Source organism: Lonsdalea britannica, from assembly GCF_003515985.1.
GTDB classification, from domain to species: domain Bacteria; phylum Pseudomonadota; class Gammaproteobacteria; order Enterobacterales; family Enterobacteriaceae; genus Lonsdalea; species Lonsdalea britannica.
In genome coordinates, this window is the sequence record NZ_CP023009.1 from 3,029,560 (window position 1) to 3,052,770 (window position 23,211).

The window sequence follows — 23,211 nt, forward strand, 5'->3', positions numbered from 1 at the left end:
TAATGCTGGCAACCATTACTGATTATAAACAACGCATTACGCTGATTCAGAATAGCGGTATCCAGTTTCTCGATTTCGCGTTCAAACTTGATTCTGAGGCAGACATTGCCAACCGGTTTATCCGCAAGAGCGCCAATGGCCCTCTCCTGCGGTTGATTTACAACGAGAACAACGGCAAGTTCGTGCTGCCGGGCGAAACCAACGTTTTGCCGGAGGCGGTGAACCCCGAGTCGAACTTTACGCTGAAGCAATCACTGAACCTGCTCAGTCAGGCCTGGCTGCCGCTGCCGTTTTTCCGCTTCAACCCGCCGCGGACGTTCCTCGGCGGCCCGAACAACTGGGCCCGCGTTCAGGTCCTTGAGCTGGATCAGCCGGATGACGACGGCAACACGCACCGCATTTGTCTGGCCTTCGACACTAAGGTATATCCGGAAAGCCACGAGTATGAGTCGTTAGCGCCGAGCGAGAACGACATCAATACCGGCCGAAACTATACGCTGGCCTACCACAGCGACGAACTGTACGAGTTTTTGGATCTGACCTGGGTCGACGGCTGGCTGCGTGAGACATTCTCCCAGCAGGCCGCGAAGCGTGAACGCCGGAAGCCGCACGAAATTCGTCAGGGGCTGCGCGACTTTGAATATCAGGCGCACTTCCTCAACCTGCTGGACGTGCTCGGCAACCTGCTGGAAATTCCAGAGGTGCAAATCACCGCCAGTACGCTGCAGGAACCGGCTGTCAACGTTGACCTGATCCTGGATGTGGGCAACTCGCACACCGCCGGTATTCTGGTTGAAGACCATGCAGACGAAAGTAATGGTCTGAAACAGACCTACGAAATGCAGATCCGCGATCTGAGCGAACCCCATTATCTGTACAACGAGCTGTTCGATAGCCGCGTGGAGTTCGCACAGGCCAAATTCGGCAAACAGAACTTCTCCTACGAAAGCGGCCGGGAAGACGCTTTTGTCTGGCCGTCCATCACGCGTGTTGGACGCGAGGCGAGCCGTATGGCGCTACAGCGTCAGGGAACGGAAGGCTCCAGCGGTATCTCCAGCCCGCGCCGTTATCTGTGGGATGAAGAACCCTACATGCCCGGCTGGCGTTTTGGTCAACCTGCGGGTGCCGCCCAGCAAGAGCTGTTGGCAACGGCGATGCCGCTGACCATGCTGGTCAATGACGAAGGTCAGCCGCTGTTTAATCTACCGCTGGATGAACGTCTGCCGGTATTTGCGCCTCACTACAGCCGCAGCGCAGTCATGACCTTCATGCTGTCTGAATTGCTGGCGCAGGCGCTGATGCAAATGAACAGCGCCGCCCAACGTCAGAAGATGATCCACGCCAACGCGCCGCGTCAGCTACGCAACATCATTCTGACCCTGCCCTCGGCGATGCCGAAGCCGGAGCGGGAAATCTTCCGCCGTCGCATGTATGAAGCCATCGGGCTGGTATGGAAAGCGATGGGCTGGCATCCGGCGGACGAGGACTTCCACACGCCGCAGGATAAAGCGCTAAGTCGCGTTCCCGTGCCGGAAGTCCAGATGGAGTGGGACGAAGCGACCTGTGGCCAGATGGTTTACCTGTATAACGAAGCGCAGGTGAACTTCGGCGGACGCGCAGAAGCGTTTTTCGCCAGCATGGCGCGCCCGGATAAAGAGCTCGCGGACGATGAACAGCCCGGCAAAACGCTGCGCATCGCCTCTATCGATATCGGCGGCGGCACCACCGACCTCGCCATCACGCAGTACTGGCTGGATGACGGCGTCGGCAGCAATGTGAAAATCATTCCGCGCTTGCTGTTCCGCGAAGGATTTAAGGTGGCGGGCGACGATATCCTGCTCGACGTCATTCAAATGTATGTTCTGCCTGCGCTGCAGGCCGCGCTGAAAAAGGCCGGCATGACCAGTCCGGAAGGATTGATGACGCGCCTGTTCGGCAGCGAAGGCCGAATGGACGGGCAGTTAACGCTGCGTCAGCAGGTCACTTTGCAGCTGTTTATCCCGATCGGTCAGGCGGTGCTGGAAGCGTACGAAAACTTCGATCCGCTGGATCTGAATGCGGAGATCGACGCAACGTTCGGCGAGCTGCTGAGCCAGCTGCCGACGCAGAAAGTCCTGGATTACGTCAACAGCGGCGTACAGCGTGAGCTGCCGGAAGAAGAAGTGGGCTTCGATATTCTTCAGGTACCGCTGGTTTTGCGCTTGAGCAAGCTGCACGCCGAATTCCTGTCTAACCGCATGAGCATTACCCAGCATCTGCGTCTGATGTCCGAAGTCGTCTCGCTGTACGCCTGCGACGTGCTCTTGTTAACGGGACGCCCTTCTCGCTTCCCGGGGATTCAGGCTCTGTTCCGTCATCTTCAACCGCTGCCGATCAACCGTATGCTGTCGCTGGATGGCTATCACACCAGCGACTGGTATCCGTTCAACAAGCGTGGCCGGATCGATAACCCGAAATCGACCGCGGCGGTAGGCGCCATGTTGTGCCTGTTGGCGCTCGATCTGCGTCTGCCGGGCTTCTACTTCAAGGCGGGCGATTTCCAACCTTATTCCACCGTGCGTTACCTGGGGATGCTGGACAGCAGCCAGGCGTTGACCATGGATAATGTTTACTACAACGATATCGATCTGGATGTCGCCGACTTTACCCTGCGCGAGCAGCCCGGTTTCGACGTGCGCGGATCGCTGTGTCTCGGTTTCCGTCAGTTGGACAATGACCGTTGGCCCGCCTCTCCGCTTTATTCCCTTTCGATTGTGGACCCGGAGCTGGCACGAAAAGTCGCAGGCGACAGCGTGCTGCATGTGCGTCTGGAAGTCGCTAAAGGCGAAGGCCACGACACGCCGGAGTGTTTCGAGATCGCCGAGGCGATTCTGGGCGATGGTCAACCAGTACCGCCGCAGCACTTGAAACTCCGTCTGAATACCCTGGCCAGCACCGGCTCGGGCATGACTCATTACTGGATCGATAGCGGGAGCGTCTTTAAGAAATGAAACCATTAACGCCCAAACAACTATCGAGCCGACTTAACCGCCAACTGCAATCCGTTTCTCAGGGCGTCGACGAAGCGATAGCCTGGCTGGACGATACGCGGCGCAATGTCCCGCGTCTGGATATGGAAGCGGATCGTCTGAGCATCAAACTGCGCAGCAGCCGCAATCAGGCGCATGACCTGATGGACTCCGCGACTAAAGAGATCGCGATGGGCTTCTTCGGCCTGTCGCAGGCGGGTAAGTCATACCTGATTTCCTCTTTGGCCGCCGGTGAAAACGGTCGGCTAGAGACCAGCGTCGGCGGATTGACGTTGGACTACCAGAAACACCTCAACCCGACGGGCCAGTCCTCGGCGTTTGTCACGCGTTTCACCCGCCAGGCCGAAGGTAAGAACACGCCGAACCCGGTCCAGCTGCAACTGCTGAATGAAGCGGATATCGCGCGGATCATGGCGAACGCGTTCTTATATCACCGTCGTACGCCCGCGAATGAAGAGCTGGATGAGCAGCACATCGCCGAACACCTGAAGATGTTGGCCATGCATCGTCAGACCACGCCGGTTCCCGGCATGGACAGCGATGACGTGGTCGCGCTATGGGACTATCTGGTGCGTCACGATGGCAAGCGCCAGACGATCCTGGCCGGTCAGTTCTGGCCGACGGCGGTTGAATTAGCGCCCTTCCTGAGCGCGGACGATCGCGCCAGCCTGTTCTCTCTGCTGTGGGCCGAGCAAGCCGACATCACGGCCGCCTATCGTTACTTCGCTTATACGCTGCAGCACCTCTCCAGCGCACGAAAAGTGCTCGCGCCGCTGAGCGTGCTGGTTGATGAAAGCATGCATGCCGACGGCGGTATCCTGAACGCCAGCTTGTTTGACCGCCTGAATAGCCCGGCGGATATGAGCGTACAGGTGCGTCCGATCGTGGGCGGCCGCGCGGCGAAAACCGTCGAACTGTCTCTGGCGGAGCTGATGATGCTGACCGCGGAGCTGCAAATTCCGCTGTTGAACGCGCCGCGTGAAACGCTGTTCGAACAGGTCGATTTGCTGGATTTCCCCGGTTTCAGTCTGGTGAACGACGAGCCGGAAGCGGACGATGAGGAAGACTTCAGCCGTCCGTTACGCAGTGCCCCTCACCCGCTGGCGCAGACTTTGCTCTACGCGAAACGGGCCTACCTGCTGGAGCGCTACACCGACAGTCAGGAGATGAACGTTCTGTTGGTCTGTACGGCCGCCGCCGGTAAGCAAGATGTGAAAACCGTGGGTAAAGCGCTGGACTATTGGGTCCGCCATACCCAAGGCGAAAACCCGCAGGTCCGCAGCCGCCGTAAACCGGGATTAATATGGGCGGTCACCAAATTCGACCGACGCTTCACTCATGGACATAACAACGACGAAGCGGTTCAGCGCTATGTCGGCAACCCCGGCGATGCCTGGGGAACGATGCTGGCGTTGGATAAACGCGGCGTGAATCGTATGGCCGCCTGGCTGGATGCGGAAGTTCGCCGCGAGGTAAAACTCAACCGCGTCAACGAGCAGTTGAGTGAACTACAACGTGAGCTGACCGAGAATCTGTTGGGCAGCTGGTATCAGCCGACGGGCGCGGATGCGCCGGCGAAAAAGCAGCAGATTGCCGAGTCGATGCTGAAAGCGTTGCAGACTCGAACCGGTGTTCACGGCGAAATGTTGGAACGCCTGTTGCCCTCGCGTGATGAGCTGCGCAGGCTCTATCTGCAACAACAGGAGTCGTCCCCGCGCAGTTATAACGCGCATCCGGACGATTTGGACGCCGTTGCGCCGCCTGCGAGCTATGAGCCTTTCGGCGTTGGGTTGGAAATTGATCTGTTCAGCGATGAACCGATCAGTGAAGCCCCCCAAGATGCTGAGGAACCTAAAGCCTCGGAAACGGATATTGCCGACAGTCAGGGGTACGAAGCCGAGTTCGCTCGTAGCGTCTATCGCTACTGGATCACGCATCTGCGTAACCTGCCGGAAAACGACGCCATCATCGAACTGCTTGGCGTGGCCCGTCCGACGATCGAAATGTTGGTGGAAGAGCTGATTACCGCGGGTATTCGCCTGAAAATCGAAGAAGAGCTGCTTACCGTGTTAGTGAACGCGGAACAGCTGGATTTGAATCGGGAAAATAAAACCGACCGTCAGGTCTCACGTGCGTTAACCGTACTCGGCGACTTTGTCGCGTGGCTGGGCTTCCAGCGCGTCAAAGAAGCGGAACGTCCGGAAAGCCGGGTCAATAAAGGGCAGAAAATCTTTGCTCGTCCCGAAAAGCAGGCCGGTAGTTTTGGCGCGACACAGCGATTGACCCGCCTGTCCGTGACGCCGACCAACAGTACGGCCTATTACATCTACGACTGGCTGATCGGTCTGAATGAAACCATTATCCGCAATGCGGGCTATGCCGCAGGACGGGACATCAAGCCGAAACAGCGCGAGCGTCTGGGACATGTTCTGGCGCTGATCAAGTCCGACGCGTAAAACGGTCGACACCGCATCTGAGGGATCAGATGCGGTGCTCGTTTCTCCCCGCATTCCTCAGTTTTGTCGCGTCTGCGACGATATTCCCCCCTTCATTTCCTCATTTTATCGACCGTAAGTTGATACTTTCTGTTCCATCACGCGCCTGCGTTATAACGCATGAACCTATGCCTACCCTGCATGACGGACAAAAAGCGATCCAGATCAACGCCTTTAGAGAAACCTGACAAAAACCATACAAAATCAGATCGGATTGTGGCCTGATCGAGTGAACCAAATTCGAAAACGCCTTCTTTGACGTGAAACTTTTTTTCACGACTCGCACAGCTAAAAAATGGAATTGTCATCATGAATTTACACGATCACGCTGGTCAGCTTGATAGGGAAAACCACTTCAAGGTCAACGGATTTGTCGAGCTTGAGAGCCGACAAACGCTGAGCCAGGAACTGGATGATATCCGCACGTTGCTGAAAAAAGCGATGGCGCTGGAGCATGCGATTATCCCTCCTTACCTCACCATGCTTTACACGCTGAACGACGATAGAGACCGCTGGATATCGGACGTGATTCGCAGCGTCGTCGTCGAAGAAATGTTGCATTTCGTTTTGGTCGGCAACGTGCTTAACGCCGTGGGCGGCACGCCGGAGGTCAATGCGCCTGATTTCTTGCCGGACTATCCCGCACCGCTGCCGTTTGGCATTGATGATCTAGAAATTCAGCTGCATGCGTTCTCTCCTCACGCCATTCATCAGGCGATGCAGATAGAGCATCCGAAATACATCCGCCCCGAGGTCGTGGCGAATCACGTCTGTAGCGATATGAGCATCGGCGAATTTTACGTCTATATCGAATCTCGCCTGCGAGCGGCCGTAAACGCATTCGGCGAAACAGCCGTTTTTTGCGGCGACGCTAACCGCCAAATCGCCCCTGAACATTTTACCTATGGCGCAGGCAGTAACGTGATCCCGGTCTACGACCTGAACAGCGCCATCGAGGCGGTGAGAGTCATTTTCCATCAGGGCGAAGGATCGCCGAATCAACTTTGGCTCAGCGATGATGGTGAAATCGCGCACTACTATCGGTTCAATGAAATCTACTGCGGACGCCGTTACGTGTCTGACGATACCATCGCCAGCGGACCAACGGGCGTCCAACTGACCATCGCCAGCGGACCAACGGGCGTCCAGCTAACCACCGGCTGGGACCATGCCGTCAAAACCCATAGCGGACTCAAGGTCAGCGATTATCCCGCGGGCGACGCGCAAGCGGCGATCGTTCGGTTTAATCGTCGCTACTGCGAACTGCTGGAACAACTTCAGCAAGGGCTGTGTGGGAAACCTCAAAAATTGATGCCGGCGCTGGCTTCGATGCATACGCTGCGAGATGAATTCTTACATATTGTCCGTATGCCGTACCCCGGCGATAACGGCTATTTTTGCGCCCCGACGTTTGAATACACCCCGCCAAAAGTGACATTGTCACCCAGCGCCGTGCCGGACGTGAATTTCAACAGCAATCAGAAAACGTTGAGTACGCTGATGCAGGCCTATGCTTCCGGCGATGTACAGAAGGCGGTGGCGTGTATGAGTGAACACATCATCTGGGATATCTCCGGCCCCATCGACGTCCCCTACGCGGGGGTGTTTTATGGCCATGACGGTTTTCGTCGCTATTGGTCGCTAATGGAACAAACGGTGGAGTTCAGCAGCATTGGCACCGAGAACGTGTTTTTCAATGGCAACGAAGCGATGGCCTATGGCGGCGAACAAGGCATCACCAAGACGACGCGTGTCCCTTACAGCTATGACTGGGCAATTCGCTACGAGTTTAATGACGATCATAAAGTCGTGCTAATGCGTCAATACTTCAATCCGATGCGGATCCAGGCGGCCTTAGCGGCTTCTCATGCAGGAGCCGAATCGAACGGCTAGGCGTAGGAAAAGGACGAGGGTCTGTGGAGACAGCCCCTCGTTTGGTAGACATTATTTGGCCGGCAGCGTATGCATTTTATCGCTGATTTCAAGGACCAGTTTATCCTGAGCCGCGACGGCGGCAGGCAATGCGGCGGTATCAGTAAACGTCACGGGTTGCACTTCCATAATTCGCCCTTGGACGTAAGTGGCACATAGGGAGTGCAGCACCTGTTTGTTCAGCATCGTCTGCAGACAGCGAACAGTTGAACCGTTGCTGCTGGTCAGTGTCCGTTTCTCCGGCTGGATGCGCTGACGTAGCATCTCTTTCTCCGCACTGGCGATGACGGCATCGACATCGCTTTCCCGATCGGCGTGAGGAATTTCGCCGCTCATATTGACCGGTAGCGTATACAGCGAAATCAGCGCCTTACGGTTCGTCGACGACTCGATGTACTCCGCATCAATAATATGGTTGGTGGTGTCCGTGTTCAGGCTGCGTCGCATCAAACCGTTGACCGTATCCGGCAGCGCAGAGGCCAACGCCTGTGACGTATAACCCTCTATGTTGTCTGTATTGGTGTCCTGCGTCTGACCAATCACCGGCGTCGTCAGCAACAACATGGCGGCGATATAACTGGCCCGAAATTTCATCGGCATAGCTCCATCCCTATTTCTTTATTAAAAGTGAATGTTTTGACTCAATAGGTTCTTATCGGCTGCATTTCCAGATTCTTTTCTTCAACGGGCTTGTTTGTACTTAAAAGCAGCGATTCAGCGCTATCAGCAAAAACGATCGTGAACTTCGCCGTAGACTGCCGCCCGCGGTTGTCGATGATCTAACCATAGTCAAAAAGTGAAGCCGATAGTATGCTCATTTGGCCATTCACCTTTCTGGGGAAATCACGATGCAAACCTTTTTGCTTGATAAAATAGCGACGCCGATTGGCGGGCTGATGGTGGTTGCCGACGAAAATCACGATTTGCGCGCACTTGAATGGAGCGAATTCGAAGGCAAGTTGCATCGCACGTTGGAGCGACGCTATCGCGATGCGCCAGTGCGACTGTCCCCCAGCGTCAACCCCGGCGGACTGAGCGACGCTTTGCAGCGCTATTTCGCCGGAGAGTTGGCTGCGATTGACTCATTGCCGGTCGCGGCGGCAGGCACCGATTTTCAGCAGCAAGTGTGGAAGGCATTACGAGATATTCCATGCGGATCGGTAATGAGTTACGGTCAGCTTGCCGCGCGTCTCGGACGCCCGACGGCATCGCGCGCCGTCGGTATGGCGAACGGCGCAAACCCGATTTGCATTGTCGTCCCCTGCCATCGGGTTATTGGCGCAGGCGGCGCGCTGACCGGTTATGCCGGTGGCATCCAGCGTAAGGAATGGCTGCTAATACATGAAGGTTACTTATCATAGCCGGGTGTAATTCATCGGATAACATTTTCACATTGGCTTATACCTTCACCTTCAATGGTTAACACGAGGTTACCAGCCATTCACATTTCTGAACTCTCAGTGCGTGATATTCCCTCTTCTTGAGTGTCTGTGGTCTTATCAGTGACCTTAAAAGCTGTTAAAATTGACCAATGTCAATTATCGCCAGAGCAAAACCTATGATTCCTGAAAAGCGCATAATCCGACGCATCCAGTCCGGTGGTTGCGCAATCCATTGTCAGGATTGCAGCATCAGCCAACTCTGCATCCCCTTTACCTTAAATGAGCACGAGCTGGACCAGCTCGACAACATCATTGAAAGGAAGAAACCGATCCAGAAAGGACAAGCGTTATTCAAGGCCGGTGATGAGCTGAAATCCCTCTATGCCATTCGCTCTGGAACGATTAAAAGCTACACGATTACCGAACAGGGTGACGAGCAGATTACCGGGTTTCATCTGGCCGGTGATCTGGTCGGGTTTGACGCCATTGGCAACGCTCTGCACCCGAGTTTCGCGCAGGCGTTAGAAACATCGATGGTCTGCGAAATCCCCTTCGAAACACTGGACGACCTGTCTGGAAAAATGCCCAACTTGCGTCAGCAGATGATGCGGTTGATGAGCGGTGAAATACGTAGCGACCAGGACATGATCCTGCTGCTGTCGAAAAAGAACGCCGAAGAGCGTCTGGCGGCCTTTATCTACAACCTGTCACGCCGTTTTGCGCAACGAGGCTTCTCTCCCCGCGAATTCCGTCTGACCATGACCCGCGGCGACATCGGTAACTACCTTGGCCTGACGGTCGAAACCATCAGCCGTTTGCTGGGCCGCTTCCAGAAAAGCGGGACGCTGGCGGTAAAAGGCAAGTACATCACGATCGAAAAAATCGAAGCGTTGGCCGAACTGGCCGGAACCGCCCGTCAGAAAATCTAATTCCCCTGCCGAATCAACGGTTGTCCTCAATTATTGATTCGGCTCCCATCATCAGTTGTTCAAAATAATTTTCTTGGGGTACTCTTATTTATGCAGGCTGCGAATCGTCAGCCGAAAGGAGGACCTATGGCGAAGTATCAGAATCTACTGGTCGCTATTGACCCTAATCAGGATGACCAACCGGCACTGCGTCGCGCCGTGTATTTGGTGCAACGGCTTGGCGGCCGTATCAAGGCGTTTCTGCCGATCTACGATTTTTCCTATGAAATGACGACGCTGCTGTCTCCCGATGAGCGGACCGAGATGCGGCAAGGCGTTATCGCCCAGCGAACCGAATGGATTACTCAGCAAAGCCAGTATTATCGCGATATGGGCATCCCCATCGAGATCAAAGTGGTTTGGCATAGCAAGCCGTTCGAAGCCATTATTCAGGAAGTCATCGCCTGTAAGCACGACCTGCTGCTGAAAATGGCGCGTCAGCACGACCGATTGGAAGCGGTCATCTTTACGCCGACCGACTGGCAGCTGTTGCGCAAATGTCCCTGCCCGGTCTGGATGGTGAAAGACCAGCCTTGGCCCGATGGCGGTCAGGCGTTGGTGGCGGTCAATCTTGCGAGCGAAGATCCTTTGCATGACCCCCTGAATATTAAGTTGGTCTCCGAAACGCTGGACCTCGCCAGACAGGTCAATCAGACCGATGTGCATTTGGTGGGGCCTACCCGGCAACGCCCATCAATGTCGCCATCGAACTGCCGGACTTCGACCCCAGCGTGTACAACGATGCCATTCGCGGTCAGCATCTGCTGGCAATGAAGGCGCTACGGCAAAAATTCAATCTCGACGAGCGTCTTACGCATGTTGAAAAAGGGTTGCCTGAAGAGGTGATCCCCGACCTGGCCGAGCACTTGCAGGCTGGTGTTGTCGTGTTGGGCTCTCTAGGCCGAACAGGATTATCCGCCGCCTTTATCGGGAATACCGTCGAACACGTCATCGATCGTCTGAAATGTGATTTATTGGCGATTAAACCGGATGATTTTGTTTCTCCGCAGGCCTCTGGCGAGAGTGACGACGATACCGCACCGGAATTGAATAGCGTGCAATAACCCTCTCGTTTTAAACGGGGCGCCGAATACCCGGCGCCCCACAGCTTTCTCTTGCTTCAACCCCTCATTCAACTCACTCTGCCTGACCCTGACCCTGACCCTGACCCTGACCCTGACCCTGACCCTGACCCTGACCCTGACCCTGACCCTGACTCTCGTGCGCGAGTCAATTTGCCCCTCATTATCCGCACGTCGGTTTATCGTCTTCCCGTAATAATAAAGGGTATCGGCTTACGTGATGGTGAGGTGGCGATGAATGTTTTGTGGAGTAGAGATGAAAAAAACGCCGCACGAGGCGGCGTTGGGGTAGCTAAAAAGAAAGCTTAGAGGGCTTTCAGAATGGCTTCGACGCTGGCTTTGGCATCGCCAAACAGCATCTGCGTGTTTTCTTTGAAGAACAGCGGGTTTTGTACACCGGCATAGCCCGTATTCATCGAGCGTTTGAACACGATAACGTTATGCGCCTTCCACACTTCCAGAACCGGCATTCCCGCGATGGGGCTGTTCGGATCTTCCTGCGCGGCCGGGTTGACCGTATCGTTGGCGCCAATGACCAGCACGGTATCGGTGTCGGCGAAATCATCATTGATTTCATCCATTTCCAGTACGATGTCATAAGGCACTTTGGCTTCGGCGAGCAGTACGTTCATGTGGCCCGGCAGACGTCCGGCGACCGGATGAATACCAAAACGAACGTTGATACCGCGTTCACGCAGCTTGGCGGTAATATCGTGAACCGGATACTGAGCCTGTGCGACGGCCATACCATAGCCTGGGGTGATAATGACTGAACTGGAGCCTTTCAGCAGTTCAGCAACCTCTTCCGCCGTGGTTTCACGGTATTCACCCACTTCTTCACTGGCGGAAGAAACCGCGCCGTCTGTACCAAACCCACCCGCAATGACGCTGATAAAGGAGCGGTTCATCGCTTTACACATGATGTACGACAGGATAGCGCCGGAAGAACCGACCAGCGCGCCAGTGACGATCAGCAAATCGTTGCTCAGCATGAAACCGGCTGCCGCAGCGGCCCAACCTGAATAGGAGTTCAGCATGGAAACCACCACTGGCATGTCTGCGCCACCGATAGACGCGACCAGATGCCAACCAAACACCAGAGCGATAGCCGTCATCAGCAGCAGAGACAGAACCTGCAGAGAGACGCTGCCCGTGTTCACAAAGACCAACAGTAACAGGAAGGACACGACCAGCGCGGCCAGATTCAGCTTGTGGCGGTTAGGCAGCATCAGCGGTTTGGAGGAGATGGTTCCGCGAAGCTTCCCGAACGCGATAACTGAACCGGTAAAGGTAACCGCTCCGATGAAGATGCCTAGGAAAACCTCGGTCATGTGAATGTTGATCAGGACAGGATCGGTAATTTCACCATGATCGATATAGCTGTTAAAGCCTACCAATACCGCGGCGAAACCCACGAAGCTGTGCAAAATCGCCACTAACTCCGGCATTTCCGTCATTTCAACTTTGCGCGCCAGATGAACGCCGATACCGCCGCCGATCGCCATCGCCACGATGATCCATCCGACGTTATCAGCATTCGGTCCCAAAATAGTCGCCAGTAGCGCAATCGCCATACCGGTGATCCCAAAAATGTTCCCCTGTTGAGAGGTTTCATGTTTGGATAACCCAGCAAGGCTGAAAATAAACAATATGGCAGCGACAATGTAGGCTGCCGTGACTAATCCACCAGACATCCTTGACTCCTTAATTCTTGCGGAACATTTTCAGCATGCGCTGAGTGACGGTGAAACCACCGAAGATATTGATGCTGGCAACCAGTACAGCGATAAAGGAAAAGAACGACACCCAGCCGCCATGCCCTATCTGCAGTAGCGCCCCGACGACGATGATGCCGGAAATAGCATTCGTCACGGACATCAGCGGCGTATGCAGCGCGTGGCTGACGTTCCATACCACGTAATATCCGACCACGCAGGCCAGCGCAAACACGGTGAAATGCGACAGGAACTCTGGCGGAGCAACGTTGGCTAACCAGCCGAACAGCACGATAGCGACGGCAAGGATGATGTATTTATTCCATGGGGACGCAGGTTTTGCTTCCGGCTTTTTCGGCGCGGCGGCGGCAGGTTGCGCCTGCTGCGGCTGTGCGGAAACCTGAATCGGCGGTGCCGGCCAGGTGATTTCACCGCTTTTCACGACGGTCACGCCGCGGATCACGTTATCTTCGAAGTTGACATCAATTTCGCCATTCTTCTCTTTGCATAACAGTTTCAGCAGATTCACCAGGTTGGTGCCGAACAGCTGGGAAGACTGGGTAGGCAAACGGCTCGGTAGGTCGGTGTAGCCGATAATCTTGACGCCGTTGTCTGTGACCGTGACCTGATCGGCCACCGTCAGTTCGCAGTTCCCGCCGGTTTGCGCGGCCAGATCGACGATCACGCTACCGGGCTTCATGCTCTCCACCATCTCTTTGGTGATGAGTCTAGGTGCGGGTTTGCCGGGGATCAGCGCAGTGGTGACGATGATATCCACCTCTTTCGCCTGGGCGGCGAACAACGCCATTTCCGCTTTGATAAAGGCCTCGGACATGACTTTGGCGTAGCCATCGCCGCTGCCGGCTTCTTCTTCAAAGTCCAGTTCCAGAAACTCTGCGCCCATACTGCGCACTTGCTCTTTCACTTCCGGACGGGTGTCGAAGGCACGTACGATAGCGCCCAAGCTTCCCGCGGCACCGATAGCTGCCAGTCCAGCAACGCCAGCACCAATCACCATCACTTTCGCCGGGGGGACTTTACCCGCAGCGGTGATCTGCCCGGTAAAGAAACGGCCGAATTCATGCGCGGCTTCAACAATCGCACGATAACCGGCGATATTCGCCATCGAGCTCAGGGCGTCCAGGGACTGTGCACGGGAAATACGCGGCACAGAGTCCATCGCCATCACGGTTACCTGACGATCGGCCAGTTTTTTTAGCAATTCAGGGTTTTGTGCGGGCCAGATGAAACTGACTACGGTGCTTCCTGCCCGAGTCAGCGCGACCTCATCGTCTTCCGGCGCATTCACTTTGAGAATGATGTCACTCTGCCAGATATCCGATGTATCCAGAAGTGTGGCGCCTGCCTGTTCGTAGGCGGAATCTTCGAAGCTGGCAAGTTTCCCTGCCCCACGTTCTATTGCTACCTCGAAGCCCAATTTTAGCAACTGCTCCACCGTTTTCGGCGTTGCGGCCACGCGGGCTTCATTGGTTAGCCGTTCTTTTGGTACACCAATACGCATACGGAATCCCTTTTCGCTCAGATTTAACGAAGGTTGTTATAATGATTTACCTGAAGAATTATTTATCGCATAAGTTCATACCCTCGAACTTTTCGATAAATGCCGTTATAACCTACTGAAAATGGAAGTAATGATCCACTCGTAAAATAATTTTGATCTAAAACCCCAGTCCGGGCGAGTCAAACCACGATTTTTCGCGTCGCTAGCGTTTAAAACCCCATATTCCTTAACATAATTGTCGAAAAATTATTTTCGATTGCTTCACAAAATTAGCCGAAAATCGCGGTTATTGGCGGGGCGTGCTGATAAAAAACTGTCATGATGGACTCAACGATATCAGTTACCTTTATTTCCACATTTGCCCTCCTCTTTCTGGTCGATGATTCGGCAAGGATGTTTGCTTTAAAATGCTGAAGCACTGGGGATTATTACGTGACATAATCGGCGGCTAACACACAGTGTGCCTATTCGAATCAACCGTACTGCGTCAGGCGAAAGGATTTTTTATGAAGCTGAGAACTCGCGTTATTGCCTCCACCCTCCTCTCCATATTAGCGTTTTCCGCGCAGGCTGCGCAGGAATTGACGCCGGAAAAAGCCGAAGCCGTTAAACCCTTCGAACGTATTACCTTTATGGGCCGTTATAACGCCATCTATGAGGCGGCTGCCGATGCCTCCAAGCGCGCTGACGAAAAAGGCGCAGATGCGTTTTATATCCAGAGCACGGCTGAAGTTAATGGCGGACGCTGGGCGGTGACGGTAGACCTGTATCATAATGATGCGCCGAAGGTTTCCGACGTCACTACCTACCGTACCTTTAGCGGTGTGAAAGAGCTGCCAAAAAATGAGGCGTCGCAGTTGGAGCCTTTCGACACCGTCACCGTGAGCGGTTATTTCCCAACGCAGCCAGATGTGACTGCGGCGATTGGCGAAGCGGCACAGCGCAAAGGTGCCTATTCCTTCTTTATTGTTCGCCAGGTCGATATTAACTCCCGTGGCAACAGTCAGAGCATTACCGCTTTCATCTACAAAAAAGATGCGGCTAAACGCCGTGTACAAAGCCCGGATGTCATTCCTGCCGATTCCCAGGCCGGTAAAGCAGCGCTGGCCGCAGGCGGCGAAGCGGCTAAACGCGTAGAAATCCCTGGAGTCGCGACCTCCTCCAGTCTTAGCAGCAATGTCGGCAATTTCTTCCAAACGCAGGCTTCTACCGTGGGGCCACGTTATACGGTGACGACAAAAGACGGTAATCGTATTCAGGAACTGAACAACGCGACGGCGGCACAGATGGTGCCATTTGATTCTGTCAGCATCCGCGGCCGTTTCAGCACGCCGACGGAAATCACCGAAGCTATCGCCAAGCGTGCAGCAGATAAAGGCGCGAAGTACTATCACATTACCAAAGAGTGGCAGGATAACGCCGATCGCTACACGATTAGCGCCGATCTCTACAAGTAACGCGCCCCCGACGGGATATCGGTCTATATAGCCGTTATCCCGTTGCTTTCCTATCTCTCTCCTCCTTGCCTTCTATGCATTCGTGATAGCATCACCCGCACGCCACTAATTGACGATAGTCGCGAAACATTGAATGTAACCCCTCTATTCCAGCGATTAAGACTGTCCCCCATTCGTCGCGATAAACCTCGTTATCAGTGGACGTCGAGCTTACTGTGCGAGCGTCGAATCTGATTAAATCAGGAGTCGTTCCACAAGAACGCAAACTTCCTGCTCTGATGGTGTATCGCCAGCGAAATGAATGCGGTTAAGTAACGGAGCGACAAGGGGGGATTGTCCGTTCTGTTTCGACAGGTTGTCGCCGCTAAAGCTTCCCGTCTCTAACGGCTGCTGCTCGGGTTGCATTTGTTTAATTGCCATATCGACCAGAAATAAGGAGGGCCCTTCCAACGGCGGTAGATCGTCGAGGGGACCCGCTCTGCTCGGGCGACAATGGCGACGACGTTAGCCCTGCGCGACTTTTCATCTTGCTTTAAAGATGTTTCACACAGAAGTTAAGGTATGGCTATTCTTTAAGAATGGATAAAGTATGTTGTAACTAATAATGCGTTCCTCGTTTAGAGACAAAAAAGCCTGCGCATTCGCAGGCTAAGTTTAAATTGACTGAAAATTTGTCAGTTAATGGCTGGTATCCAGTTCAGGGAAGCTCTTCACCAGATCATCAATAGCTTTAATTTGCTGCAGGAATGGTTCCAACTTACTCAGCGGTAATGCTGAAGGTCCGTCGCAACGGGCATTATCCGGGTCTGGATGAGCTTCAATGAACAGTCCGGCCAGACCAACCGCCATCCCCGCCCTCGCCAGTTCCGTCACCTGACCACGACGCCCACCGGATGCAGCACCGAACGGGTCGCGACACTGTAAAGCATGGGTCACGTCGAAAATCACCGGAGAACCGTCTGAGACCTGTTTCATCACGTTGAAGCCCAACATGTCGACAACGAGGTTGTCGTAGCCGAAGTTACTGCCGCGATCGCACAGGATGACCTGCTCGTTGCCCCCTCGCGGAACTTATCAACGATATTCCCGACCTGACTTGGACTGATGAACTGTGGTTTTTTTACGTTGATCACGGCACCCGTCTTGGCCATGGCTTCAACCAGATCGGTTTGACGCGCCAGAAACGCGGGCAGCTGAATAACATCAACGACTTCTGATACCGGCTGGGCCTGCTGTGCATCATGAACGTCGGTGATAATCTTCACGCCGAAGGTCTGTTTCAGTTCCTGAAAAATCTTCATCCCCTCTTCCAGACCAGGGCCACGGTAAGAGTTAATGGAAGAGCGGTTAGCTTTATCAAACGACGCTTTGAAAATATAAGGAATGCCCAGCTTTTGCGTGACGGTGACGTAGTGCTCGCAAATCCGCATCGCCAAATCGCGAGATTCGAGTACGTTCATACCGCCAAACAGTACAAAGGGAAGATTGTTGGCAACCGGGATATCCCCGACGTTTACCACTTTGTTATTCATACAGTTACCTTAATGTCGGATAAATCAAAAAACCAAATTCGCAGTTAATGCAACACAATGTCTTTCTGTTCGATGGAGTGTATCTGTACTTTGATCATGTCGCTGACAGGGTCTTCGGGACATTGTTCTACAAAGTAACTCAGGTCAGAGAGCGCAATATGGTCGCAATCAAGCTGAGCGTAGATCAATCCCCGGTCACGAATCTCGTAAGGGTCTTCCGGGTCGAATTGCAACACGGCCTCGCAGGCGCGCAGCGCCAGCTCCATTTGCTTTTCTTCCATCAGAGCGATTTTCAGCGTATCCAGCAGCTTGCGGACAATCATGACGTTTTCTGCTTCGTCCAGATCCTCATCCAGCAGGCGCGTTGAAGGGCCAATGTTCCCTTTCAACCAGACATCCAGCACATGCTCACTCAATGTGTCGCCGTTAAGCGGATTGATGAGCCACATCTCTTCGTCCAGCCAGTCGACGCGGATAATAAACTGGGTGGGGAAAATCACAGGCATCAACGGCAGATCAATCTGCTGAGCGATGTGCATAAAAATAATGCCCAGCGAAACCGGCATTCCCTGACGTGTGGAGAGAACTTTATCCAGCCATAACACGTCTGACAGGCGATACACGCCGCTCGCGCCGCCAAAGCCCCAAGCGCCAAAAAACAGCGCAATCAGATTTTCCAGTTTCTGTTCCGGGGCCAGATGCGTCGGGATAGCTTTCCGGGCTTCATCGACAAGGTGTTGCAGATTTCGTCGCACTTCCGTCGCAGAGAAGTCACAGCGTATTTCCTGGGAAACTAAGATTACCCCTTCACTCAACGGTGAGCGGTTGAATTCGAAATCGGCAATAGCACTCATAGGTATTCCATCAGCATAGGTAACTTGGTGATAATCCAGCGTTTTAAAGATAGCAGGCCCACCAAGGCAAACATTAACGCTATCCTGCTAATTTACTGTCGTCGTCATGGGTGTCACAACCCCCGGACGCGAGGCAGAATGTAAGTAATTATGCCAAACGGGCTCTCTCACAGCCAGCACTCCACGGATAGGGAGAGGCAAAATGAGCGATGAGTATCACTTTGTCGTCATTTGGGGTGAAAGGAGCATCACTTCGGCCAAAAACCCAACGAAACCCGATCGTTGCCGCCGTAGTCTTTGCAGGTTTCAACCCGAAGAAAACCGTGCTGTTTCAGTAAATCACGCACCGCTGCGCCCTGCTGCCAGCCATGTTCCAACAGTAATCCGCCACCGGGTAGGAGGTACTCGGGAGATGCGGCGATAATAACGCGCAAATCCGCCAGGCCCGCTTCGCCAGAAATCAGCGCGCTGCTCGGCTCGAAACGCACGTCGCCTTGCGACAAGTGGACATCTTCAGCGTCGATGTAAGGCGGATTACTGACGATGAGAGAAAAGCGTTGCGCCTTCACACCGGAAAACCAGCTTCCCTGAGTAAAACAGACGTTGCTGATGCCAAGCCGTTTGGCATTTTCCTTTGCTAACGTCACCGCTTCGGGCTGAACATCCACGCCCTGCACGCGGCAATCCGGCCGCTCGCTGGCGAGAGCCAATACGATAGCACCCGTGCCGGTGCCCAAATCCAGTATGTCGGCAGGCTCTGTCGGAAGGTAACTCAACGCGAGTTCGACCAGACACTCGGTGTCCGGTCGCGGTATGAGCGTGGCGGGAGAAACGTTAAGTGGCAGTGACCAGAACTCTTTTTGCCCGATCAGATAGGCGATGGGCTCACCGGCAACACGCCGTTCAAGCAGTTGCGACAGTTGCCGCTGCTCTGCCTCTGACAGCGTAGTTTCACCAAAGGCCATGATAAAAGTCCGCGCCTTCCCCGTCGCGAAACCGAGCAGAATTTCCGCATCGCGCCGGGGACTGTCGCTGTCCTGCAACCGTTGAATGGCCTGCTGCAGCCAGCTTTGATAATTCATTACTCTTGCTCGGACAATGCGGCGAGCTGATCAGCCTGGTACTCCTGCACGATCGGTTGGATCAGCATATCCAACTTGCCTTCCATCGCTTCATCCAGACGGTACAAGGTCAGGTTAATGCGATGATCGGTTACGCGGCCCTGCGGGAAGTTATAGGTACGGTTACGGTCGGAACGGTCACCGCTGCCCAGCAGGTTTCGGCGCGTCGACGCCTCTTCAAGCTGACGCTTTTGCACTTCTGCGGCACGAATACGCGCGCCCAGCACGGAAAGCGCTTTAGCTTTGTTCTTATGCTGCGAACGCTCATCCTGACACTCCACGACAATGCCGGTAGGAATGTGCGTGATGCGGATAGCGGAGTCGGTGGTGTTGACATGCTGTCCGCCCGCGCCGGAGGAGCGGAAGGTATCGATGCGCAAATCTGACGGATTAATCTCCGGCAGTTCGGCTTCCGGCACTTCCGGCATCACGGCCACGGTGCAGGCCGAGGTATGGATACGCCCCTGGGACTCCGTCGCAGGCACACGCTGCACGCGATGGCCGCCGGACTCAAACTTCAACTGTCCGTATGCACCGTCACCGATAACTTTAGCGATCACTTCTTTGTAGCCACCATGTTCGCCATCGCTGGCGCTGACCACTTCGACCTTCCAGCGCCGTGATTCTGCGTAACGACTATACATACGGAAGAGATCGCCGGCGAAAATCGCGGCTTCATCGCCGCCGGTGCCGGCACGAATTTCCAAATAGCAGCTACGATCGTCGTCAGGATCTTTCGGCAACAGCAGTACCTGCAGTTGCTGTTCCAGCTCTTCGCCCGCTGATTTTGCTTCGCTCAGCTCTTCCTGCGCCATTTCGCGCATTTCAGGATCGTCCAGCATCGCTTCCGCCGTCACGATATCTTCCTGCGTTTGCTGCCAGCGCTGGAAACAACGGGTAATGTCGGTCAACTGAGCATATTCCCGGGACAAAGCTCGAAAACGGTCCATGTCGGCAATCACGCCGGGATCGCCCAACAGCGCCTGGACTTCTTCATGGCGCTCTTGCAGTGCTTCCAGTTTGGCAACAATAGAAGGCTTCATGCGTGGTGTTATATCCTGTCGTTAATCGAAAAGGGTGAGAAGGATGCTAGTTCAAGCCGAGGCTGTCACGCAAAATTTGCAAACGGTCTTGATCGCCGTCGCGAGCAGCCTGCTGAAGAGAGATGGTTGGAGCATGAATTAACCGGTTTGTCAGGCGATACGTCAGTTCTTGCACGATAGCTTCTACGTCCCCGCCCTGCTGGATCGCCGCCAGCGCCTTGGTCGTCATTTCCTCACGCAACATATCCGCCTGAGAACGGTAATCCCGGATGGTTTCTACCGCCGTCTGCGAACGCATCCAGCCCATAAATTCCGAACTTTCCTGCTGCACGATAGATTCTGCCTGCACGGCCGCCGCTTTGCGTTGCGCCAGGTTCTGCTGCACGATCGCATGCAAATCATCCACGCTGTATAAGTAAACGTTGGGCAGCTTGCCAACTTCCGGCTCGATATCGCGTGGCACGGCAATATCGACCATTAGCATAGGTCGGTTACGCCTCACTTTGAGCGTGCGCTCCATCATCCCTTTCCCCACAATCGGCAACGTACTGGCCGTGGAACTAATGACGATATCCGCCTGTGCCAGTTGGCCGTCCAGTTCGCTTAGCGCGATGACTTCCGCGCCCACTTCGCTGGCCAGTACCTGTGCTCGCTCACGCGTCCGGTTGGCGATCCACATGCGCTTGACCTGATGTTCGTGTAAATGACGCGCCACCAGCTCGATTGTTTCGCCCGCACCGATCAACAGGACATTGACCTCAGACAACGATTCGAAAATCTGACGCGCCAGCGTACAGGCTGCAAAGGCAACGGATACGGCGCTGGCGCCGATATCCGTCTCAGTGCGAACGCGTTTCGCAACGGTAAAGGATTTCTGGAATAGACGCTCCAAATCGCCTGACAAAGAACGTTCACGCTGGGATTCGGCAAACGCCTTTTTGACCTGTCCGAGAATCTGCGGTTCGCCAAGGACTAAGGAGTCCAAGCCGCTGGCGACGCGCATCAGGTGGCTGACAGCCGCGTTGCCCTCATGCCAATACAGACTTTTACGGACGTCGTCCGTGCTAAGGTGATGGAATTCGCACAGCCAGTGGATGAGCTGTTCACGCCGATTTTCTTCGGCTTCTACGCTCAGGTAGAGTTCAGTGCGATTACAGGTGGATAGCAGTACCCCACCCTGTATCAGCGGTTGCTGTAACAGGCTGTGCAGCGCTGCTCCGAGTTTATCCTGCGAGAACACAATGCGTTCACGCAAAGAAACCGGAGCCGTTTTATGATTAATGCCAAGCGCGAGCAGGGTCATGAGTCTTTGAGTAATACCGATATTAGTATGGACTTCATCTGTGGGGGCATTCTACTTGAAGCCACCATTCAAGAAAAGTGAAGGGATCAGCCCCATTTACGGCTGTTGGCCATTTTTAGGCGGCGATAACAATGATTGACGATACACATGAAGCCCGCTAGCGTGACACCTTATCCCGCATTTTTCCTGTTTCAGAGGACGCCAAATCCATGTCAAAAAAACTTGTCCGTTGCCTGCAATTACTGCCTCTCGCGAGTATTTTGCTGACGGCCTGTAGTACGCGACAGCCAGAATTACCCGGGCAAAGTCCGACTTCCCCGCAGTGGCGACAGCATGAACAAAAAGTACAACATTTGAACCAATACGAAACCCGCGGGTCCTTTGCCTATATTTCAGATAGGCAAAAACTTTATGCACGCTTCTTCTGGCAACAAACGTCTGCGCAAAACTATCGCCTTCTTCTCACCAATCCTCTCGGCAGTACTGAACTGGAGTTAAAAGCACAGCCGGATAGCATCCAAATTACCGACGGACAGGGTAAACGTTACGTAGGTAAAGACGCCGAAGACATGGTGCGCCAGTTGACCGGGATGGATATCCCGATGAATAACCTGCGTCAATGGATTGTCGGCCTGCCCGGCGATGCCCAGCAGTTTACGCTCGACCAACACTATCTGCTGCACACGGTCACCTACCAGCAGGGCGGTCAGAGCTGGAACGTCAAATACCAGCAGTACACCGACAGCATTATGCCAATGCCGAAGAGCCTCGAATTAAGTCAGGGCGAACAGCGCATCAAGCTGCGAATGGACAGCTGGACGGTTCAGTAAGCCATGTCGACGAATAAAATAACCTGGCCGTCTCCGGCCAAACTGAATTTATTTCTCTATATCACCGGCCGTCGGGCCAACGGTTACCACGATCTGCAGACGCTGTTTCAGTTTCTGGATTATGGCGATACGTTGACCATCACGCCTCGCGCCGGAGAGACGATTTCGCTGTTGACCGACATGGACGGCGTTCCCGCCGAACAAAATCTGATCGTTCGGGCGGCCGCATTGTTGCAAACGTATTGCCGCCAGCACGACCGTCCCTTCTCCGGCGCAGACATCGCCATCGATAAACGGCTGCCGATGGGCGGCGGACTTGGCGGCGGTTCGTCAAATGCAGCCACCGTTCTGGTAGCGCTGAATTATTTGTGGGGATGCGGATTATCGCCCGAAACGCTGGCGGAGTTGGGGTTACGACTTGGCGCCGATGTCCCGGTGTTTATTCGCGGTCACGCCGCCTTTGCGGAAGGCATCGGCGAGGCACTGACGTTCGTCGAGCCGGAAGAAAAATGGTATCTGGTCGCCCACCCAGGCATCAGCATCTCGACGCCGGAGATCTTCAACGATCCGGATCTCAAACGAGATTCTCCCGTGCGCACATTGCAGTCATTATTGGCTTATCCCTTCGCCAATGATTGTGAACCTGTAGCAAGAAAACGTTTTCGTGAGGTTGAACAGCTACTTTCATGGCTGTTAGAATACGCCCCGGCGCGCTTGACCGGCACAGGCGCTTGTGTGTTTGCAGAATTCGACACCGAGTCTGCTGCTCGTCATGTGCTCGACCAAGCCCCGGAAAATTTAAACGGTTTTATTGCTCGCGGTGCTAATGTATCCCCCTTGCAACAAACGCTTTCCGGACTACCCGAGGGTCGCTAAAAAACCACCGGCATCAGTGGTGTTTTAACGCTCTTTACCCATACCCGTATGCATATTCTTCCTACCCCAG

The 23,211-nt window shown here is 54.4% G+C and carries 16 protein-coding genes and 2 pseudogenes; 9 read left to right on the plus strand and 9 right to left on the minus strand.

Going from position 1 to position 23,211, the window contains the following annotated elements; all coding sequences use genetic code 11:
• The first annotated feature begins 2 nt into the window (after positions 1-2).
• From CKQ53_RS13950 to CKQ53_RS13960, 3 genes are all read left to right on the plus strand, one after another.
• On the plus strand, positions 3-2,990 hold the full coding sequence (locus CKQ53_RS13950; RefSeq protein ID WP_085652017.1) for a virulence factor SrfB: 2,988 nt from the start codon (positions 3-5) through the stop codon (positions 2,988-2,990).
• Positions 2,987-5,485 carry a putative virulence factor gene (locus CKQ53_RS13955; protein ID WP_085652018.1) on the plus strand — a complete coding sequence of 833 codons (2,499 nt, stop codon included), beginning with the start codon at positions 2,987-2,989 and terminating at the stop codon, positions 5,483-5,485. The genes CKQ53_RS13950 and CKQ53_RS13955 overlap by 4 nt, the downstream gene beginning before the upstream one ends.
• Before the next feature lie 348 nt (positions 5,486-5,833).
• Positions 5,834-7,417, plus strand: coding sequence for a ferritin-like domain-containing protein (locus CKQ53_RS13960; protein ID WP_094118745.1), 1,584 nt, complete (start codon positions 5,834-5,836; stop codon positions 7,415-7,417).
• 51 nt (positions 7,418-7,468) lie between these two features.
• On the opposite strand, the gene CKQ53_RS13965 is transcribed toward CKQ53_RS13960, so the two are convergent.
• The gene (locus tag CKQ53_RS13965; RefSeq protein WP_139824063.1) at positions 7,469-8,056 is read right to left on the minus strand and encodes a hypothetical protein; all 588 of its coding nucleotides are present in this window, start codon (positions 8,054-8,056) and stop codon (positions 7,469-7,471) included.
• 248 nt (positions 8,057-8,304) lie between these two features.
• On the opposite strand from CKQ53_RS13965, the gene ogt reads away from it, so the two are divergent.
• From ogt to uspE, 3 genes and pseudogenes are all read left to right on the plus strand, one after another.
• Complete coding sequence (ogt, locus tag CKQ53_RS13970; protein ID WP_094118747.1) at positions 8,305-8,817, plus strand: methylated-DNA--[protein]-cysteine S-methyltransferase; 513 nt, start codon at positions 8,305-8,307, stop codon at positions 8,815-8,817.
• Between the two features lie 197 nt (positions 8,818-9,014).
• Positions 9,015-9,767 (plus strand): fumarate/nitrate reduction transcriptional regulator Fnr, encoded by a 753-nt coding sequence (gene fnr, locus CKQ53_RS13975; protein WP_085652022.1) that lies wholly within the window; start codon positions 9,015-9,017, stop codon positions 9,765-9,767.
• 126 nt (positions 9,768-9,893) lie between these two features.
• Positions 9,894-10,870 (plus strand): annotated as a pseudogene (gene uspE / locus CKQ53_RS13980) (universal stress protein UspE).
• A 323-nt stretch (positions 10,871-11,193) separates the two neighbouring features.
• Here the strand turns inward: uspE and pntB are convergent.
• Both pntB and pntA read right to left on the minus strand, forming a co-directional pair.
• Entirely contained in the window at positions 11,194-12,582 is a 1,389-nt protein-coding gene (pntB, locus tag CKQ53_RS13990; protein WP_085652024.1) for a Re/Si-specific NAD(P)(+) transhydrogenase subunit beta, read from the minus strand.
• Between the two features lie 10 nt (positions 12,583-12,592).
• Positions 12,593-14,125 carry a Re/Si-specific NAD(P)(+) transhydrogenase subunit alpha gene (gene pntA / locus CKQ53_RS13995; RefSeq protein WP_118895111.1) on the minus strand — a complete coding sequence of 511 codons (1,533 nt, stop codon included), beginning with the start codon at positions 14,123-14,125 and terminating at the stop codon, positions 12,593-12,595.
• A gap of 506 nt (positions 14,126-14,631) precedes the next feature.
• On the opposite strand from pntA, the gene ydgH reads away from it, so the two are divergent.
• Positions 14,632-15,582 carry a DUF1471 family protein YdgH gene (gene ydgH / locus CKQ53_RS14000; RefSeq protein ID WP_094118749.1) on the plus strand — a complete coding sequence of 317 codons (951 nt, stop codon included), beginning with the start codon at positions 14,632-14,634 and terminating at the stop codon, positions 15,580-15,582.
• A 234-nt stretch (positions 15,583-15,816) separates the two neighbouring features.
• Here the strand turns inward: ydgH and CKQ53_RS18480 are convergent, their stop codons facing one another.
• The 6 genes and pseudogenes from CKQ53_RS18480 to hemA all read right to left on the minus strand — a co-directional run bounded on the left by CKQ53_RS18480 (position 15,817) and on the right by hemA (position 21,435).
• Complete coding sequence (locus CKQ53_RS18480) at positions 15,817-16,002, minus strand: hypothetical protein (protein WP_139824064.1); 186 nt, start codon at positions 16,000-16,002, stop codon at positions 15,817-15,819.
• Positions 16,003-16,260: 258 nt separating this feature from the next.
• Positions 16,261-17,114 (minus strand): annotated as a pseudogene (kdsA, locus tag CKQ53_RS14005) (3-deoxy-8-phosphooctulonate synthase).
• A 44-nt stretch (positions 17,115-17,158) separates the two neighbouring features.
• The gene (gene sirB1, locus CKQ53_RS14010) at positions 17,159-17,968 is read right to left on the minus strand and encodes an invasion regulator SirB1 (RefSeq protein WP_085652029.1); all 810 of its coding nucleotides are present in this window, start codon (positions 17,966-17,968) and stop codon (positions 17,159-17,161) included.
• A gap of 248 nt (positions 17,969-18,216) precedes the next feature.
• The gene (prmC, locus tag CKQ53_RS14015; protein ID WP_094118751.1) at positions 18,217-19,050 is read right to left on the minus strand and encodes a peptide chain release factor N(5)-glutamine methyltransferase; all 834 of its coding nucleotides are present in this window, start codon (positions 19,048-19,050) and stop codon (positions 18,217-18,219) included.
• Positions 19,050-20,132, minus strand: a complete 1,083-nt coding sequence (prfA, locus tag CKQ53_RS14020; protein WP_085652031.1) for a peptide chain release factor 1 — start codon at positions 20,130-20,132, stop codon at positions 19,050-19,052. The genes prmC and prfA overlap by 1 nt, the downstream gene beginning before the upstream one ends.
• 46 nt (positions 20,133-20,178) lie before the next feature.
• Positions 20,179-21,435: a glutamyl-tRNA reductase gene (gene hemA / locus CKQ53_RS14025; RefSeq protein ID WP_094118752.1), complete on the minus strand. Its 1,257-nt coding sequence runs from the start codon at positions 21,433-21,435 to the stop codon at positions 20,179-20,181.
• A 209-nt stretch (positions 21,436-21,644) separates the two neighbouring features.
• On the opposite strand from hemA, the gene lolB reads away from it, so the two are divergent.
• Positions 21,645-22,265: a lipoprotein insertase outer membrane protein LolB gene (gene lolB / locus CKQ53_RS14030; protein ID WP_094118753.1), complete on the plus strand. Its 621-nt coding sequence runs from the start codon at positions 21,645-21,647 to the stop codon at positions 22,263-22,265.
• A 3-nt stretch (positions 22,266-22,268) separates the two neighbouring features.
• On the plus strand, positions 22,269-23,141 hold the full coding sequence (gene ispE / locus CKQ53_RS14035) for a 4-(cytidine 5'-diphospho)-2-C-methyl-D-erythritol kinase (protein ID WP_118895113.1): 873 nt from the start codon (positions 22,269-22,271) through the stop codon (positions 23,139-23,141).
• Positions 23,142-23,211 lie beyond the last annotated feature (70 nt).